Raw genomic sequence first — 15,589 nt, forward strand, 5'->3', positions numbered from 1 at the left:
ATCCCGTGGCCGACGGCCACGGGACCGAGGCCGAGGACGTCGTGTGGATGCGCCTGGGCGCGGTGCTGGACGCGGTCGCGCGCCGTGAGGCCGCGCGTCTGTCACACCGCATCGGCATGTCCGCGGACAGAGTGGCCGAGGTGGAGCTCGCCGTCACCGAGGCGGCCACCAACCTCCGGAAGTACGCGAAGGACGGCTCCCTCGCGCTGCGGATCGTCCGCATGCCCGGCCGTGCCGCCGTCGAGCTGCTCTCGCTGGACACCGGTCCCGGCATCCCGGACCTCTCGGCCGCGCTCGCCGACGGCGTCTCGAGCCGCGGCACCCTGGGCATCGGGCTGGGCTCCATCGCGCGGTGCGCCGACACCTTCGACGTGTACTCCGTGCCGGGGGTCGGAACGGCGCTGCTCGCCCGTTTCTGGTCCGTCAGGGCCGGCGGTGCGCTCGTGGACGTCGAGCCCTCGGCGGCCGGGCTGACCCGGCCGATCAGCGGGGAGACCGTGTGCGGGGACAGCTGGGCCGCGCGCACCGACGAGCGGCCCGACGGGGTCGTGGTCACCTCCATGATGTGTGACGGGCTCGGCCACGGCCCGCTGGCGGCGCTGGCCGGTGAACGGGCACGGGCCGCGTTCAGGACCAACGCGCACAGGTCGCCCGAGCTGATCATCAGGGCGCTGCACGACGAGCTGAGGGGGACCCGTGGCGCGGCGGTCGCGGTGGCACGTGCCGACTACGCCCGCGGCACCGTCGAGCACTGCGGCGTGGGCAACATCAGCGGCTGCGTGGTCATCGGTGACAAGCGGAGCGCCCTGCTGTCGGTTCCCGGGATCGTGGGCCACCAGATGCCGGCCCTGAAGACGCACCAGGTGCCTTTGGAGCGGAGCGGTGTCCTGGTGCTCCACTCCGACGGGCTGAGCGACCGCTGGTCCCCCGCTTCCTTCCCCGGACTGTTCCGGCGGCGTCCGGCGCTCATCGCCGCGCAGATCCTCGGTCAGGCGGGTGTACGACGGGACGACGCCGGCATCGTCGTCGTCAAGGCGGCCGACTCGTGAGAGCCGTGGGGAGCCACGAGTTCAGCGATCTGCCGCTCAGGGCCGACCGGGACGTGTTTGAACTCCGCAGACAGGGACAGCTGCTGTGCAAGGCCCTGGGGCTGGAGGGTCACGAACTGGTCCGCGTGGTGACCGTACTGAGTGAGGTGGGGCGTGATCTGCTGGGGTCCCCGGCCCTTCGCGTGGGGCTTCGAACGGCGCCTGAGTCCGGTGGCGTCCACTTCCTCGCCTCCTTCACCTGGAGTGGGCACCGGCGTCCCGGTGCCGAGACCGTACAGGCGGCGCAGCGGCTCCTTGACCACAGCCGGTACTGCGCCTCGGAGGAAGGGCACACCCTGACGGTGGGACAACGACTGCCCTCCACGACCACTTCCGAACAGCGCGTCGAGCGGGCCCGCGCGGCGCTCCTCGGTTCGGGTGACCTCAGCATGGGCGAGGAGCTGCGTTCACAGAACCGGCAGCTGCTCCGGGCCCTGGAGGAATCACGCGCCCAGCAGGAGGAGCTGCGGCGACTGAACAAGGAGCTGGAGGAGACCAACCAAGGAGTGGTCGCCCTCTACAGCGAGCTGTCCGCGGAGCTGGAGGAGACGAACACGGGCGTGGTCGCCCTGTACGCCGAGCTGGAGGACAAGACCCGGCAGTTGCGTCTGGCCAGCGAGGCCAAGACGAGGTTCTGGGCCAATGTGAGCCACGAACTGCGCGCCCCGGTCAACTCGGTCATCTCCCTCGCACGCCTCCTCATGGCGCCCGGCGCCGATCCGCTGAGCGAGGAACAGCGGCAGCAGTTGTCTCTGATAGCCGGCTCCGGCAGCACCCTCCTCGCGCTCGTGGAGGAGCTCCTCGACGTGGCGAAGGCGGAGTCCGGGCGGCTGGAGCCCGCGCCGGCCGACACCGACCTGCGGACGCTGCTCCATCAGCTCCGCGGGACGCTCGGCGGCATGGCACACGAAGGGGTGCGCCTGGACATTCCCGATGTGCCGGATGCCCCGCGGCTCGTCACCGACGAGGTCATGCTGACCCGTGTGCTGCGCAACGTGCTCTCCAACGGGCTGAAGTTCACGACGGCGGGCGAGGTCCGGCTCACCGTCGAGACCGAGACGCGGGGCGGGCGTACCTGGTTCGCGTTCACCACCACGGACACGGGCGTCGGGATCCCGCTGGACCAGCAGGAGCGGGTGTTCGAGGAGTTCTACCAGGTTCTGGGCGTGCACCAGCGCGGTCAGCCCGGCACCGGCCTGGGGCTGCCGTACGCGCGCCGGCTCACCACGATCCTTGGGGGCACTCTCACGCTGACCAGTGCTCCCGGTGCGGGAACCACCGTCCGCGTGGACATCCCCGCCCATCTCGACGCTCCCGCCGGGGATGCGCCGGGTGCGGACGGAGACGCGCCGCAGGCGGTCGAGCCAACCGCCCGGCTCGGCTCCCTCGTGGTGGTGGACGACGATCCGATGTTCCTCGACCTGTTGCGGCCCACGCTGGAGCGCATCGCCGACGACGTCACCGAGGTCGCGGTCAGCTCGCAGGCCGTGGACATCGTCCGCGCCCGCCGGCCGGACGCGATCCTGATCGACCTCGTCATGCCCGCGCCGGACGGCTACACCCTGCTCGGGGTCCTGGCACGCGACCCGGTCACGGCGCGCATCCCCGTCGTGGTGCTGACCTCCACCGACCCCAGCGAGGTGGACCGGACCCGGCTCACCCACGCACGTTCCGTGCTGAACAAGACCCACCTCACCCGAGAGCGCATCCTGCTGGCCCTGGGCCTCGACCCGGTGCTCGCCGGTCCCCCTCCCCCGGCGGCGGGGAACGCACCTGCCGAGAGCGGAAAGACGACAGCGTGATCCCCGACCCGTCCCCGTCCGACAACTCGCCGGCGAGCATCCTCGTCGTCGACGACAACCCGACGAACCGTTACGTGCTGAGGACCACGCTGTCGCGGGCGGGGCACACGGTCGTCGAGGCCGAGGACGGCACCCAGGCCCTGGCGATCCTTTCGTCCGGCGAACCACTGCCGGAGGTGGCCATCGTCGACGTGCGCCTGCCGGACATGACCGGCTTCGACGTCTGCGAGCGCATCAAGGCGAACGCCGTCACGGCGGCCCTTCCCGTCATCCACGTCTCCGCCTCGGCGATCACCGCCACCGACCGGACACAGGGCCTCAACCGCGGAGCCGACGCGTACCTCACCGAACCCATCGCCCCGGACGAGCTCCTCGCCACGGTCACCGCAGCCCTGCGCTACGCCCGCGCCCGGCGCAGGGCCGAGCACCTGGCCGAGCGCCTCCTCCACCTCAACGAGGCCACGCACCTCCTCTACAGCGCGGACGACGCCATCGAGGTCGCCCGTGCGGCGGCCGCAGGCGCCGCGACCGTGCTGGGTACGACGGCGGTGGCGGCTCTGGTCTCCCCGCACGGCGAGCCCGCCTCGGCGGCCCGCACGGCGGCGCGGGCCGAGGAGGCTTCCCTCGGCGTCGAGGCCGGCGAGGTCGACGTGCGGGAACTGCCGTCGTACCACGAGTTCGGTGAACGGACCGGCACCCGACTGCTGCTCGTGGAGGCCCGGTCCTGGCCGGGCTTCCCGGCCCGTCCGATACCCGGGGGCATGCTCGCCGTCGGCTTCGCCCGGGCGAAGCCGGGGCGCCCCCCGGTGTGTCTCGCGGTGCCCGCCGAGGTCGTCGCGACGTCGGACGACGAGCAGCTGCTCACCCAACTGGCCCAGGCCTGCGCCCTGGCCCTGGAGGCCCTGCGGAGCTACACCGAGGAGCACGACCTGGCGCTGACGCTCCAGCGGAGCTTCCTGCCCGACACGCTGCCCCGTTCCTCCCTGGCCGAGCTCGCGGTGCGGTACCTGCCCGCCAGCGAACACGCGGAGATCGGCGGCGACTTCTACGAAGCCCTGCCCACCCGGGACGGCCTGCTGCTCGCCGTCGGCGACGTCGCCGGCCACTCCCTCGACGCGGCGATGCTGATGGGGCAGATCCGCCACGCCCTGCGCGCCTACGCGATCGAGGAGCACTCGCCGCAGGCGATCCTCGACCGCATCGAGAACCTTCTCGTGGCCGTCGAGACACAGCTCACCCTCACCCTGTGCATCGTCCTCGTCGACAGCGGGTCGGGGCTGCTGCACGTCGCCAACGCCGGCCACCTGCCGCCGCTTCTGCGCACTCCCGACGGGAGCGTCCGTTTCATCGAGGAACACGGGCCCCTTCTCGGTCTGCGCCTCCCGCAGCCCTCGGCGGTCCGGGTGGCCGCGCCCCCGGGCTCCGTGCTCGTCATGACGACGGACGGCCTGATCGAGCGGCGCCACGAGGACCTCGGCGACTCGCTGACGCGGTTGTCGACCGTCCTTGGCACGCTGCCGACCGACGCGGAGAAGGTGTGCGACGGGCTGCTGACCGCGTTCCCGCCCGACGGGGAGGACGACATCGCCCTGATGGCGGTCCGCGTCACCGGTCCTTCGGAGTGACGCGGGGGCCGGTGTCGCGGACCTTCCACGACGCCCGTCCCTCTTCTGCCGGTCGCGCGGCGCCCGGCCTTCCGAAGCACCTCGGGGCCCGGCCGTTTCCGTCCGGCCGGGCCCCGAGGTGCGTGGTGCGCGAGGAAGCGCCCCCTCGCTCACCTCACCATCTGTACCAACGGCCGCGCCCGCCGCCCGCGTTGGTGGACCGCATGACGAAGCCGAGCAGCCAGATCACCAGCACGGCTATGGCGACCCACCACAGCACCTTCAGGGCGAATCCCGCGCCGAACAGGATCAGGGCGAGAAGCAGGACCAGAAGCAAAGGAACCATTGTCATCAACCTCCTGGCAGCCGCCTGCCCCGCAATGCCCGTCCGATGCACCGATCCGGCGGGCCGACTCGTTCCTTGCGCGATCAGGGCCGTGCGGGGCCCAGCGCGTCCGCGACCGTGGGCACGAGGGTGAAGACCTGGTCCAGGCCCATGATCCCGAAGACCCGGGACAAGTCGTCGTTCACCCCGGCGAGGGCCAGGACGCACTGCGCCGCGTGTGCCTTCTGGTAGGCACTGACGAGGACGGTCACGCCGGTGGAGTCGCAGTAGGTGAGGGCGGTCAGGTCGAGTACGACGCGGGCGTCCGGGACGAACACCTCCTCGCCGAGGAAGCCGGCGAGGAGCGGGGCGGTGTGATGGTCGAGCTCGCCGTCCACGACCAGGACGGTGGCGCCCGGGGCGGTGTTCTGGGGGCTGATGGTGAGGGTGCGATCGTCCACCGGTTCTCCTGTGCGGCTGGGGGCGTACGGTTCGTCGGTCGGTGTGCGGGGCGTACGGAGCAGGACGTCGTCCCTGGACCCTTCGCCTCTCCGCGGCTCGGCGGAACATGTGTCACCGGCCGCCGACCCGAGGTGAATCGGTTGGTCGGCCCGCGCGCTCCCTGGCCCCACGGGCCGGGCGCCCACGCCCGGGGGCGCGGGGGCAGGTCTATCCTACGGATCAGGCGGGTACCCGCGGGGCGCGGGCGTGCTGGCCGGTGACCGGAGCGGACGGTCGCAGGCGATGGGGCCGGGGACCCGTCGTCACGGGCGGGGTGCCCGAGCACGGGAACGAGAGGGCGGTCAGTGGGCGAGCGTGAGGGCCGGGGGCCCCGTACGACGGGGACGGGCGTGCCCGAGGTGTTCGCCGCCGACCAGGAGATCGGCCCTGATCTCGCGGCGGTGGACTGGGCGGCCACTCCACTGGGTCCCCTGGAGAGCTGGCCGCAGAGTCTGCGCACCGCCGTGAGCATCCTGCTGTCGTCCCGCTTCTCGATGTGGATGGCGTGGGGGCCGGAACTGACGTTCTTCTGCAATGCCGCCTACCGGCGCGACACGCTCGGGCGCAAGTACCCGTGGGCGCTCGGCCGGCCGGTGCGGGAAGTCTGGCAGGAGGTCTGGGAGGACGTCCGTCCACGGATCGAGAGCGTCCTCGCCGGCAGTGCCACGTGGGACGAGGCGCTGTTGTTGTTCCTGCAGCGCTCCGGGTTCCCGGAGGAGAGCTACCACACCTTCTCGTACAGTCCGCTCCGCGACGAGGACGGCCAGGTCGTCGGCGTGCTGTGCGTCGTCAGCGAGGAGACCGACCGCGTCATCGCCGAGCGCCGCATGAGCACGTTGCGGGACCTGGGCTCGGACTCCCGCGCCCTCCTGACGGAGCAGGAACTGGTGGCCTTCGCGAGCCGACAGCTGGAGCACAACGCCGAGGACCTGCCGTTCACCCTCACGTACCTCTTCCAAGAGGACGGCTCGGCCCGGCTGGCGGCGAGCACCGGCATCGCCGCCGGGCATCCCGCCGTCCCCGACATGCTGGCGGCCGGCGACGCGTCGGCCCCGTGGCCGACGCAGGCGCCCGCCCGGCAGGAGACCGCGCTGGTGGCCCTGGACGGTGCGGCGTACGGGGCGCTGCCGGGCGGCGCCTGGTCCGAGCCGCCGACCCGCGCTCTGATCGTGCCCCTGCTGGGCCAGGGCACCGCCCCGTACGGCTTCCTGGTGGCCGCCCTGAACCGCTACCGGCCGCTGGACGAGGACTACCGGGGCTTCGTCGAACTCGTGGCGGGGCACATCGCAGCCGGCATCTCCCGTGCTCGCAGCTATCGGGCACAGCAGCGAAGGGCCGAGGAGCTCGCCGAACTCGACCGTGCCAAGACCGCCTTCTTCTCCAACATCAGCCACGAGCTCCGCACCCCGTTGACCCTGATCACGGGCCCGGTGGAGGAGCTGCGCACCCGACTGGCGGACGCCGGTCCCGCGGTGCGCGACGAACTCGACGTCATCCACCGCAACGGGCTCCGCATGGGCAGGCTGGTCAACGACCTGCTCGACTTCTCCCAGATCGAGGCCGGTCGCATGGGAGGACGCTACGAGCCCGTGGACCTCGCCACGGCCACCGCCGACCTTGCCGGGGTGTTCCGTTCCGCCATCGACAGGGCGGGCCTCGACCTGGTGGTGGACTGCCGGGCTCTGGAAGCCCCGGTGTACGTGGACCGCGGCATGTGGGAGAAGGTGATCCTCAACCTGCTGTCCAACGCACTGAAGTTCACCTTCGAGGGGACGATCGGCGTGTCCGTGCGCTCGGAGCGCACGGAGGCGGTGGTGACGGTCACCGACACCGGCACCGGGGTGCCCGCCCACGAGGTCCCACGGCTCTTCGAGCGCTTCCACCGCGTGGAGAACGCCCGCGCGCGCTCCGGTGAGGGCAGCGGCATCGGGCTCGCCCTGGTCCGGGAGCTGGTCGGACTGCACGGCGGCACCATCACCGCCGAGTCCGCCGAGGGCGAGGGCACCCGGTTCACGATCCGTCTGCCGTTCGGCACCGCACACCTGCCGGCCGACGCGGTGGTGCCCGCGACCACGCCGGCCGAGGGGGGTGGCACGGCCGAACCGTACCTGCAGGAGGCACTGCGCTGGCTGCCCGGCGAGACGGCCCCGAAACCGGTCGACGCGGGGGGCGGGAGCGGTGCGGCCCTCGCCGCAAGCGGTTCGGGGAGCGGTACGGCGACGGGAACGCGGACCGGTGCCGCCCTCGAGGCGAGTGGACGATCCGTCCCGGCGGTCGCGACGAGGGTCCTCGTCGCCGACGACAACGCGGACATGCGCGAGTACCTCACCCGTCTGTTGTCGGGCGCCGGTTACGAGGTGCGGGGTGTGTCCGACGGGCAGGAGGCCCTCGCCGCGGTCCGTGCCCAGGTGCCCGACGTGGTGGTCAGCGACGTGATGATGCCCCGCCTGGACGGGCTGGCGCTCGTGACCGCGCTGCGCGCCGACCCCCGCACCGCCACCGTCCCCGTCCTGCTGCTCTCCGCCCGGGCCGGTCAGGAAGCCTCCGTCGAGGGCCTGCGGGCCGGCTCCGACGACTACCTCGTCAAGCCCTTCGCGGCCGTCGAACTCCTCGCCCGGTTGCGCGCCACCGTGCAACTCGCCCGGCTCCGCAACCACCAGGCTCGCTGGCGCACCGCTCTCGTGGACAGCCTCCAGGAAGGCTTCTTCGTCTGCGACGAGACGGGCGGCGTCGTCGAGATCAACGCCGCCTTCACCGACATCCTCGGTTACGGTCCCGAGGGGCTGCCGTACGCGCCCGTCCCTCCGTGGTGGCCCGACCCCCGGCTCGACCCGGAAGCCCGCCGGCAGGTCGAGGAGTCCTTCGACCGGTTGACCCGGACGACGAAGGGCTCCTTCACCGTCCCCCTCACCCACCGGGACGGACGGCGGGTCTGGGTGAGCGCCGCCGTGGTCCGTGCCCAGGACCCCGACACCGGTCGGCGCGTCGTCGTGGGCACCTTCCGCGATGTCACCGCCGAGCACCATGCGGTTCAGCGTGACAGCGCCCTGGCCGCCTTCGGCGCCCGGCTGTCGGAGGCCGACAGCACGTCCGAGGCACTCGCCGGGGCGCTGGACGAACTGCGGAGCCTGTGGCGTGCGCGCCGGGCGACGGCCGCCGTCTTCACGGACGGGGACCGGCCCGAACTGACCGTGGCGGGTGCGCCGGTGACGTGGGACCGGCTCCCCGCCGAGGAGCGACAGCTGCTGACCGGGCTGCGCGGGCGGCCCGCGCTCGCGCCGGTCGTGGACGACGCCGGCGCCGCCGTCCTCCTGGAGCACCCCGACGGCGCCCTCGTCCTCCGGATCGACCTCGGTCACGGGCGCCCCTTCGGCGACGAGGACGGGCTGCTGCTGTCCTTGCTGGCCGGCCGTCTGGCACAGGCGCTGACCCGCGCCCGCCTGATCGACCAGCAGCGGGAGACCGCACTCGCTCTGCAGCGGGCCGTACTCGGCCCCTCCCGGCTCCCCGACGGTTTCGCCGTGCGCTACGAACCGGCCGTCCGGCCCCTCGAAGTGGGCGGCGACTGGTACGACACCGTGCCGCTGCCCGACGGACGCATCGGCATCGTCGTCGGGGACTGCGTCGGCCGCGGACTGGAAGCCGCCGCGGTCATGGGTCAGCTCCGCAGCGCCTGCCGGGCCCTGCTCCTGCGGAACCCGGACCCGGCCGGGGTCCTCATGGCGCTCGACCACTTCGCCGTCGACGTTCCCGGCGCGCTGTGCACCACGGTGTTCTGCGGCGTGCTCGACGACAGGACCGGACACCTGGTCTATTCCAGCGCCGGACATCCGCCCGGTGTCCTCACCCACCCCGACGGCACCACGGTCCTGCTGGAGGACGGCCGCTCCACGCCCCTCGCCGTCGCCCCGGGGAAGGAACGCCCGACCGGCTCGTGCACCGTGCCGGGCCGCGGCACGCTGCTGCTCTACACGGACGGCCTGGTCGAACGCCGTCGCGCCTCCCTCGTCCACGGCATCGCCGAAGCGGGCCGCGTCCTGCGGGACGGCCGCGACACGGAACTCGACGTCCTGGCCGGCGACCTCATGACCCGGCTGGCTCCGGCGGACGGTTACGACGACGACGTCGCCCTCCTGCTCTGCCGCCATCCCGCCCCCCTCGACGTGACGTTCCCCGCGGCATCGGAGCAGCTCGCGACGGTGCGCCGGGCCCTCCGTGGCTGGCTCGACCGGTGCGACCTGCCTCCGCGGACGGTCCAGAGCGCCCTCGTCGCGGCCGGGGAGGCGTGCGCCAACGCGATCGAGCACGGCCACCGGGACTCCCCCGGCGGCGCCGTGCGCCTGCGTGCCGATGCCCTCGGCGGCGAGCTGCGACTCAGTGTCGAGGACACGGGCCGCTGGAAACGACCCGATCCCGGGTCCCACCCCCATCGCGGCCGCGGAGTGACCCTCATGCGGGCCCTGATGCAAGACGTCACCCTCACCCCCGGCCCGGCCGGCACCACCGTCGACATGCGCACGAGGATCGCCCCATGACCACGACACCGCTCACCCTCACCCCCGGCCGCCGGGCGGACGGCACCCGGGTCCTGAGTGCGGTCGGCGAGATCGACATGAGCAACGCCGACGCCCTCGCTGCCGCCCTGGACGCCCTGCCGGGCCGGCTCGTCGTCGACCTCACGAAGGTCGAGTACCTCGACAGCGCGGCCCTGAGCGTGCTGTTCGCCCACGCTCACCGCGTCGATCTCGTCGCGCCCCCGCTGCTCACTCCCGTCCTGACGATCTCCGGCCTCGCGGAACTCACCACCGTCCACCAAACCGACGCCTGAGCGCACGGCAGGCGAGGTCACCGTCGTCGGGCACCTCTGCGAGGAGGACGGCCCGGTCGTGCGCCCCCCGGCACGTCCGCCCTCAGGAAGAGGGTCCTGCCCAGGCGGCGATCCGGCTCAGCGCACCCGACCCCGGGCCTTGAGGTGGGTGACGGGGACCTCGGGAGCGGCCAGGCGGTCGCCGTCGTAGCCCTTCACCTCACCGAAGCGGTCGGTGGTCATCCAGTCCTCGCGGGCCTTGCGGATTTCGGCGTCCGTGCGACCGACGAAGTTCCACCACATGACGATCTCCTCCTCGAAGGGTTCGCCGCCGAGGAGCATCAGGCCGGCGTCGGAGGCGGCCCGCAGGGGCAGTTCGGTGCGGCCGCAGCCGAGGTAGAGCATCGAGCCGGGGAGGACCGGGACGCCGTCGACGTGGGCCTCGCCCGACATGGCGAGGACCGCGTACTCGAAGTCGGGGTCCAGCGGGAGGCGCGCCTCCGCGCCCGCGGCGAGGGTGAGGTCGGCGCCGACGATCGGGGTGTACGTGGTGCCGGGCGAGGCCGCTCCGTCGAGGTCGCCGAGGAGGACCGTGGCGGTCAGGCCCGGGGCGGTGACGCGGGGCAGCCCGGCGTGGTGCTCGAAGTGGGGCTCGACGTGGCGGTGGGCGTCGGGGAGCGCGACCCAGAGCTGGGCGCCGTGCAGGAAGCGCGCGTGCGGGCGGGGGCTCTCCTCGGAGTGGGAGATGGCGCGGCCGGAGGTCATGAGGCCGAGCTCGCGGGGGCGGATGGTCTGGAGACTGCCGGTGGAGTCGCGGTGGAGCACCTCCCCCTCGTGGAGCCAGCTGACGGTCTGCAGGCCCGTGTGGGGGTGGGGCGGCACCTGCATGCCGGGCTCGTCGGCGATGTCGTCGGGACCGTAGTGGTCGACGAAGACCCAGGCGCCGACCATCCGGCGGCCGAGGTTGGGGAGGAGGCGCCGGACCTCGGTCGACTCGCCGAGCCGGACGTGGCGGGGGCTGAGGAGTTCTCGCACGGGTTCGGCGACGACGAAGCCGCGGCCGCCGCAGACGGTCAGGGAGGCCTGACGGTCCAGATTGCTCATGACGCTCAACCCCTTGCAATGGAATGTGGAATGTTCAACCAGTCAGCCGTGTTGAGGCGATCGACCACCCCACAGGGTGGCAGATCCGGTCCTCCGGAAAGGGAGCGCAAGTGAGCGACACGTACTACGAGTTCGGAACGGCGGGCGAGCGCTGGGACCGCGCGCGGCTGTTCTTCGACGCCAAGGAGTACGGCACCGCCGTCCGCATCCTGCGCGGCCTCGTCGCCGAGCACCCGGAGCAGACGGCCCAGCGGCTGCTGCTGGCGCGGGCCTACTACCACTCCGCCCAGCTCTCCCGGGCCGAGACCGAGCTGCGGGAGATCCTGGAGCGCGACCCCGTCGAGCAGTACGCCCGGCTGATGCTGGGCCGCACCCTGGAGCGGCAGGGCCGGGCGGGCGAGGCGGCGCCGCACCTGCGGATGGCCGCGGCGATGGCCGGCGAGCTGCCCGTCTGAGGTCCGGGCACCGGGCCGGGACCGTCTCCTTACACGGATCCGATACCCCTCCACGGTATGGTCGGGGCTCTGGAGGTCCTGATCATGCGTGCACGCCGGGCGAGCGGCGACGGTCGAGCGGGAGGTGCCCTCGCGCACCTCCTGCTCGTCGTCGTGCTCGCGCTCGGCGTGTTCATGATGCATTCCACCGGCCACCCCGCCGGCTCCGAGGGCGGTACGCCCTCCTCCGTGTCCCAGGCACACCACGGGAGCGGTCACTCGGGCGGTGACACCGCCGGCGCCACGGGCACGCCGGACGGCACGTCGCACGACTCCGGTACGGGGATGGACATGACCACCCTGTGCGTGGCGAGCTGATGATCGCCCACCACGAGGGCGCCGTCACCATGGCGGAGGAGGAGCGGACGGACGGCCGTGACGCCGCCGCCAAGCGGCTCGCCGACGACGTCGTGCGGACCCAGTCCGCCGAGATCGACCGGTTGCGGAAGATCCTCGACCGACTCTGAGGGGTCCGGGGTCACCGGCTGTCGGCCGGTGACCCGATTTGCCGGCGGCCCGCCCGCACGTGCAGGGGCACCTGTACGTGCACGGGCGGGCCGCCGACCGGTTCACTTCCCCGCGCGGCGCTCCACGACGACCTCGCCGCCGACGACGACCGTCTCCGCCACCGTCCCGGGGATCTCGGCGGGGTCGACGCGGAGGATGTCCCGGGACAGCACCACGAGGTCCGCGAGCTTGCCGACGGTGAGGGAGCCCCTCTCCTCCTCCAGGAAGTTGGCGTGGGCGGAGCCCATCGTGTAGCCCTCGACGGCGGTGGCGACGTCGATCGTCTCCGCCTCCGTCCAGGGCTCCCCGCCGTCCACCGGCCGTCGCGTGACGGCCGCGTGGATGCCGACCATGGGGTCCATCTCGGCCACGTTCCAGTCGCTGGAGAGCGCCAGGACCGCGCCCGCGGCGTGCAGGCTGCGCAGGGGCCAGGCCTTGTGCCAGCGGTCGGGGCCGATGTTCTCGGCCCAGTCCTGGCCGGGTCCCGCGATGTCGGGGGCGGCGTGGCGCGGCTGCATGCAGGCGACGACGCCGAGCGCGGCGAAGCGCGGGGTGTCGTCCGGGTCGAGGCACTCGACGTGGACGATCTGGTGGCGGGCGTCCCGGGCGCCGTTCACGGCGCGGGCCCGCTCGACGGCGTCGAGGACGGTGCGGATGCCCCGGTCTCCGGTGGCGTGGACGAAGCACTGGAAGCCGCGGGCGTCGAGCCGGGTGAGCAGCTCGGCGAACTCCTCCGGCGGGTAGAAGGTGTCGCCGCGGTGGTGCCCGCAGCCGGCGTACGGCTCCAGGAGCGCGGCGGTGCGGGGCTCGACGACGTCGTCGATGTAGAGCTTGAGGGGTCCGACGCGCAGCCGGTCGTCGGCGTACGTCGCGGCGGCCGCCGCGAAGTCGTCGAGGTCGGCGTCGGTGGTCCCGCGCGGGTGGAAGAGCGCGGCCACGACGCGGGAGCGCAGGCGGCCCTCGGCGCGGGCGCGCTCGAAGAGAGCGAGGTCGTCGAGGGAGTTCTGGGGTTCGACGACGGTGGTGATGCCGAAGCCGATCGCGTCGTCGAGGCTCTTGGCGAGGCGCCCGTACTGGCGGTCGGGCGAGGCCCAGGGCACACCGAGGGCGCGCAGCGCGCGGTGGCCGTCGCGGGAGAGGCCCTTGACGGCGAAGTCCTTGACGAATCCGGTGGGCTCGCCGGTGGCGGGGTCGGTGACGGCGCGCCCGAAGGGCAGGTCGGTGTGGTCGCGGTCGACACCGAGGCGGCGGAGGGCCGCGGTGTTGAGCCAGGCGGTGTGGACGTCGTAGCTGAGGACGAGGGCAGGGGTGTCGCCGGTGGCGGGGTCGAGGTCGGCGGCGGTGGGCATCCGGCCGCCGGGTACGGCGGAGTAGTCGAACGCCTCGGCCTCGATCCAGTCGGCCTCCGGGTGGGCGGTGCGCCAGGCGCGGATGCGGTCGTGGATCGCGTCGAGGGTGCGGGCGCCCGCGAGTTGGACGCAGGCGTCGTCGGAGCCGAGACGGACGTGGTTGTGGGCGTCGACGAAGCCGGGCAGCACGAGGCGGCCCTCGCCGTGCAGGACCCGGGTGCCGGGGCCCGCCCACGCGGCCGCGTCGGCGTCGGAGCCGATCCAGGCGATGCGGCCGTCCCGGACGGCGAGGGCCTCGGCCTCGGGCAGGCGGGGGTCGACGGTGTGGATGCGGGCGCCGGTGAGGAGCAGGTCGGCGCCGGGGGCGGTGCGGGGCATTGCGGCGAACTCCAGGGAGAGGGAGAGGGCGAGGGAGAGGGGGACGGGGTGGTGTGACGGCTACGGCGCGGCCGGGGCCGGCTCGGGTGGCGCGGTGGTGGTGGCGGCCGGTGTCGCCGTGCGGCCGCGGGCGAGGAGCACGTACACGAGGGCGGCGACGGGGGCGCCGAGCAGGGTGAGGTCGGCGCCGCCGAGCGGGCCGACGAGGGGGCCCGTCCAGAGCGCGGAGTCGCAGGTGAGGGCGGAGAAGAGCATCCCGGCGAGCAGCGCGGTCACGCCCGCGGGGTGGTACCCGGCCCGGTACCAGTAGGCCCCGTGCGCGCCGGAGTGCAGGGCCCGGGTGTCGTACCGGCAGCGGCGCAGCACCATGTCGGCGAGGAAGACCCCGCCCCAGGGGGCGAAGACGATGATCAGGAGGGAGAGGAAGGAGAGGAGGGAGGTGGTGAAGTCGGTGAGGAAGAGGGCGCCGAGGGAGCCGGCGGCCGTGACGGAGGCGCTGATGAGGATGGCGCGGGCGCGGCTCCAGGGAATGCCGAGGACCTGGAGGTTCAGGCTCGACGAGTAGAGGGTGATGATCGAGTTGGTGACGGAGCCGCCGAGGACGAGGGCCAGGAAGAGCGGCTGGAACCAACCGGGGAGCAGGTTCTCGGTGCCGGCGACGGCGTCGGTCAGGTCGGCCTGGGTCGCGGCGGCCACGCCGGCGACGCCGAGGGCGACGGAGGAGAGGAAGCCGCCGAGCGCGCCGCTGAGCGTGACGGAGCGGAGGGGGGTGGTGCGGGGCAGGTAGCGGGTGTAGTCGGCGGGCATCGGGACGTACGAGAAGGGGCCCGCGAGCATCACGACGAAGGCGAGGCTCCAGCCGGAGACCCCGGGCGCGGCGGCGGGGGCGGAGGTGTCGGCACCGGGCAGGACGAGGACGAGCAGGACCGCGAAGCCGACGGCGAGGACGTACGCCATCCAGCGCTCGGCGAACTGGACGGTGGCGTGGCCCCAGAGGGCGACGGCGAAGGTCAGCGCGAGGGTGACGGCGAGGGCGAGGGCCCGCGGGGCGTGCCCGCCGCTCCAGCCGAGGTCGGCGAGGAACGCTTCCAGGGCGAGGGTGCCGACGACCGTGTTCACGACGGTGTAGCCGATGCTGACGATCCAGTTGAGCAGTCCGGCGGGCCAGTTGCCGCGGACGCCGAAGGCGGCGCGGGAGAGGACGAGGGTGGCGGTGCCGGTGCGCACGCCGCCGAGCCCGGCCGCGCCGATGGCGAGGAACGCGAGCCCGCCGAGGACGACGACGGCGGTGGCCTGCCAGAAGGAGAGCCCGAAGGCGACGGCGAGGGCGCCGTTGATGACGTAGGTGAAGGTGAGGTTCGAGCCGAACCAGAGCCAGAAGACGTCCTTGGCGCCGCCGTGCCGTTCGGCGTCGGGGATGGGGTCGATGCCGTGCTCCTCGACCTTGAAGACCTGGTCGCGGTCCGCGCTCGGGGTCACGGGCGGCGTCTCTCGTTCGCGCACATCGCGCTCCTGCCTGCCGACGACATCTTGAATGCCGTTCTAAGTTCTTGAATGGCATTCAAGATGGGTGACGAGTTCCGGCCGCGTCAAGACCCCCGGGGGTTGCGGTTAAGGTCGGAACACGGCG

At 73.0% G+C, this 15,589-nt stretch carries 13 protein-coding genes; 8 read left to right on the plus strand and 5 right to left on the minus strand.

Annotation, left to right across the window (positions count from 1 at the left end; genetic code table 11):
- The first annotated feature begins 5 nt into the window (after positions 1-5).
- The 3 genes from ACWDVG_RS20160 to ACWDVG_RS20170 are packed head-to-tail and all read left to right on the plus strand — an operon-like array spanning position 6 to position 4,515.
- Positions 6-1,049, plus strand: a complete 1,044-nt coding sequence (locus tag ACWDVG_RS20160; protein ID WP_451700639.1) for an ATP-binding SpoIIE family protein phosphatase — start codon at positions 6-8, stop codon at positions 1,047-1,049.
- Positions 1,046-2,890, plus strand: a complete 1,845-nt coding sequence (locus ACWDVG_RS20165; protein ID WP_451700641.1) for an ATP-binding protein — start codon at positions 1,046-1,048, stop codon at positions 2,888-2,890. The genes ACWDVG_RS20160 and ACWDVG_RS20165 overlap by 4 nt, the downstream gene beginning before the upstream one ends.
- Positions 2,890-4,515, plus strand: coding sequence for a SpoIIE family protein phosphatase (locus ACWDVG_RS20170; protein ID WP_451700689.1), 1,626 nt, complete (start codon positions 2,890-2,892; stop codon positions 4,513-4,515). The genes ACWDVG_RS20165 and ACWDVG_RS20170 overlap by 1 nt, the downstream gene beginning before the upstream one ends.
- Positions 4,516-4,669: 154 nt before the next feature.
- On the opposite strand, the gene ACWDVG_RS20175 is transcribed toward ACWDVG_RS20170, so the two are convergent.
- Positions 4,670-4,840, minus strand: coding sequence for a hydrophobic protein (locus ACWDVG_RS20175; RefSeq protein ID WP_451700642.1), 171 nt, complete (start codon positions 4,838-4,840; stop codon positions 4,670-4,672).
- Between the two features lie 83 nt (positions 4,841-4,923).
- Positions 4,924-5,280: an STAS domain-containing protein gene (locus ACWDVG_RS20180; RefSeq protein ID WP_451700643.1), complete on the minus strand. Its 357-nt coding sequence runs from the start codon at positions 5,278-5,280 to the stop codon at positions 4,924-4,926.
- Positions 5,281-5,679: 399 nt separating this feature from the next.
- Here ACWDVG_RS20180 and ACWDVG_RS20185 point away from each other — a divergent pair, with 399 nt between their 5' ends.
- Both ACWDVG_RS20185 and ACWDVG_RS20190 read left to right on the plus strand, forming a co-directional pair.
- A complete protein-coding gene (locus tag ACWDVG_RS20185; protein ID WP_451700691.1) occupies positions 5,680-9,855 on the plus strand; it encodes a SpoIIE family protein phosphatase in 4,176 nt (1,391 codons plus the stop codon).
- Positions 9,852-10,148 carry an STAS domain-containing protein gene (locus ACWDVG_RS20190; protein WP_451700644.1) on the plus strand — a complete coding sequence of 99 codons (297 nt, stop codon included), beginning with the start codon at positions 9,852-9,854 and terminating at the stop codon, positions 10,146-10,148. Before ACWDVG_RS20185 ends, ACWDVG_RS20190 begins: the two co-directional genes overlap by 4 nt.
- A gap of 117 nt (positions 10,149-10,265) precedes the next feature.
- Here ACWDVG_RS20190 and ACWDVG_RS20195 read toward each other — a convergent pair whose 3' ends face one another.
- Positions 10,266-11,231: a pirin family protein gene (locus tag ACWDVG_RS20195; protein WP_451700645.1), complete on the minus strand. Its 966-nt coding sequence runs from the start codon at positions 11,229-11,231 to the stop codon at positions 10,266-10,268.
- Between the two features lie 110 nt (positions 11,232-11,341).
- On the opposite strand from ACWDVG_RS20195, the gene ACWDVG_RS20200 reads away from it, so the two are divergent.
- The 3 genes from ACWDVG_RS20200 (at position 11,342) to ACWDVG_RS20210 (ending at position 12,192) form a co-directional block, all read left to right on the plus strand.
- Entirely contained in the window at positions 11,342-11,686 is a 345-nt protein-coding gene (locus tag ACWDVG_RS20200; protein WP_451700646.1) for a tetratricopeptide repeat protein, read from the plus strand.
- An 84-nt stretch (positions 11,687-11,770) separates the two neighbouring features.
- Positions 11,771-12,043 carry a hypothetical protein gene (locus ACWDVG_RS20205; RefSeq protein WP_451700647.1) on the plus strand — a complete coding sequence of 91 codons (273 nt, stop codon included), beginning with the start codon at positions 11,771-11,773 and terminating at the stop codon, positions 12,041-12,043.
- Positions 12,028-12,192 (plus strand): DUF305 domain-containing protein, encoded by a 165-nt coding sequence (locus ACWDVG_RS20210; RefSeq protein ID WP_451700648.1) that lies wholly within the window; start codon positions 12,028-12,030, stop codon positions 12,190-12,192. The genes ACWDVG_RS20205 and ACWDVG_RS20210 overlap by 16 nt, the downstream gene beginning before the upstream one ends.
- A 102-nt stretch (positions 12,193-12,294) precedes the next feature.
- Here ACWDVG_RS20210 and ACWDVG_RS20215 read toward each other — a convergent pair whose 3' ends face one another.
- Positions 12,295-13,959, minus strand: coding sequence for an amidohydrolase (locus ACWDVG_RS20215; RefSeq protein ID WP_451700649.1), 1,665 nt, complete (start codon positions 13,957-13,959; stop codon positions 12,295-12,297).
- A gap of 60 nt (positions 13,960-14,019) precedes the next feature.
- Positions 14,020-15,462, minus strand: a complete 1,443-nt coding sequence (locus ACWDVG_RS20220; protein ID WP_451700650.1) for a purine-cytosine permease family protein — start codon at positions 15,460-15,462, stop codon at positions 14,020-14,022.
- Positions 15,463-15,589: the final 127 nt, after the last annotated feature.

The sequence above is a fragment of the Streptomyces sp. NPDC003327 genome, assembly GCF_053589515.1.

What these genes read in the sequence shown, in the direction of transcription:
- ACWDVG_RS20175 (WP_451700642.1), bottom strand. Translation starts at nt 4,840, where the DNA reads ATGGTTCCTTTGCTTCTGGTCCTGCTTCTCGCCCTGATCCTGTTCGGC.
- ACWDVG_RS20190 (WP_451700644.1), top strand. Translation starts at nt 9,852, where the DNA reads ATGACCACGACACCGCTCACCCTCACCCCCGGCCGCCGGGCGGACGGC.
- ACWDVG_RS20195 (WP_451700645.1), bottom strand. Translation starts at nt 11,231, where the DNA reads ATGAGCAATCTGGACCGTCAGGCCTCCCTGACCGTCTGCGGCGGCCGC.
- ACWDVG_RS20205 (WP_451700647.1), top strand. Translation starts at nt 11,771, where the DNA reads ATGCGTGCACGCCGGGCGAGCGGCGACGGTCGAGCGGGAGGTGCCCTC.
- ACWDVG_RS20215 (WP_451700649.1), bottom strand. Translation starts at nt 13,959, where the DNA reads ATGCCCCGCACCGCCCCCGGCGCCGACCTGCTCCTCACCGGCGCCCGC.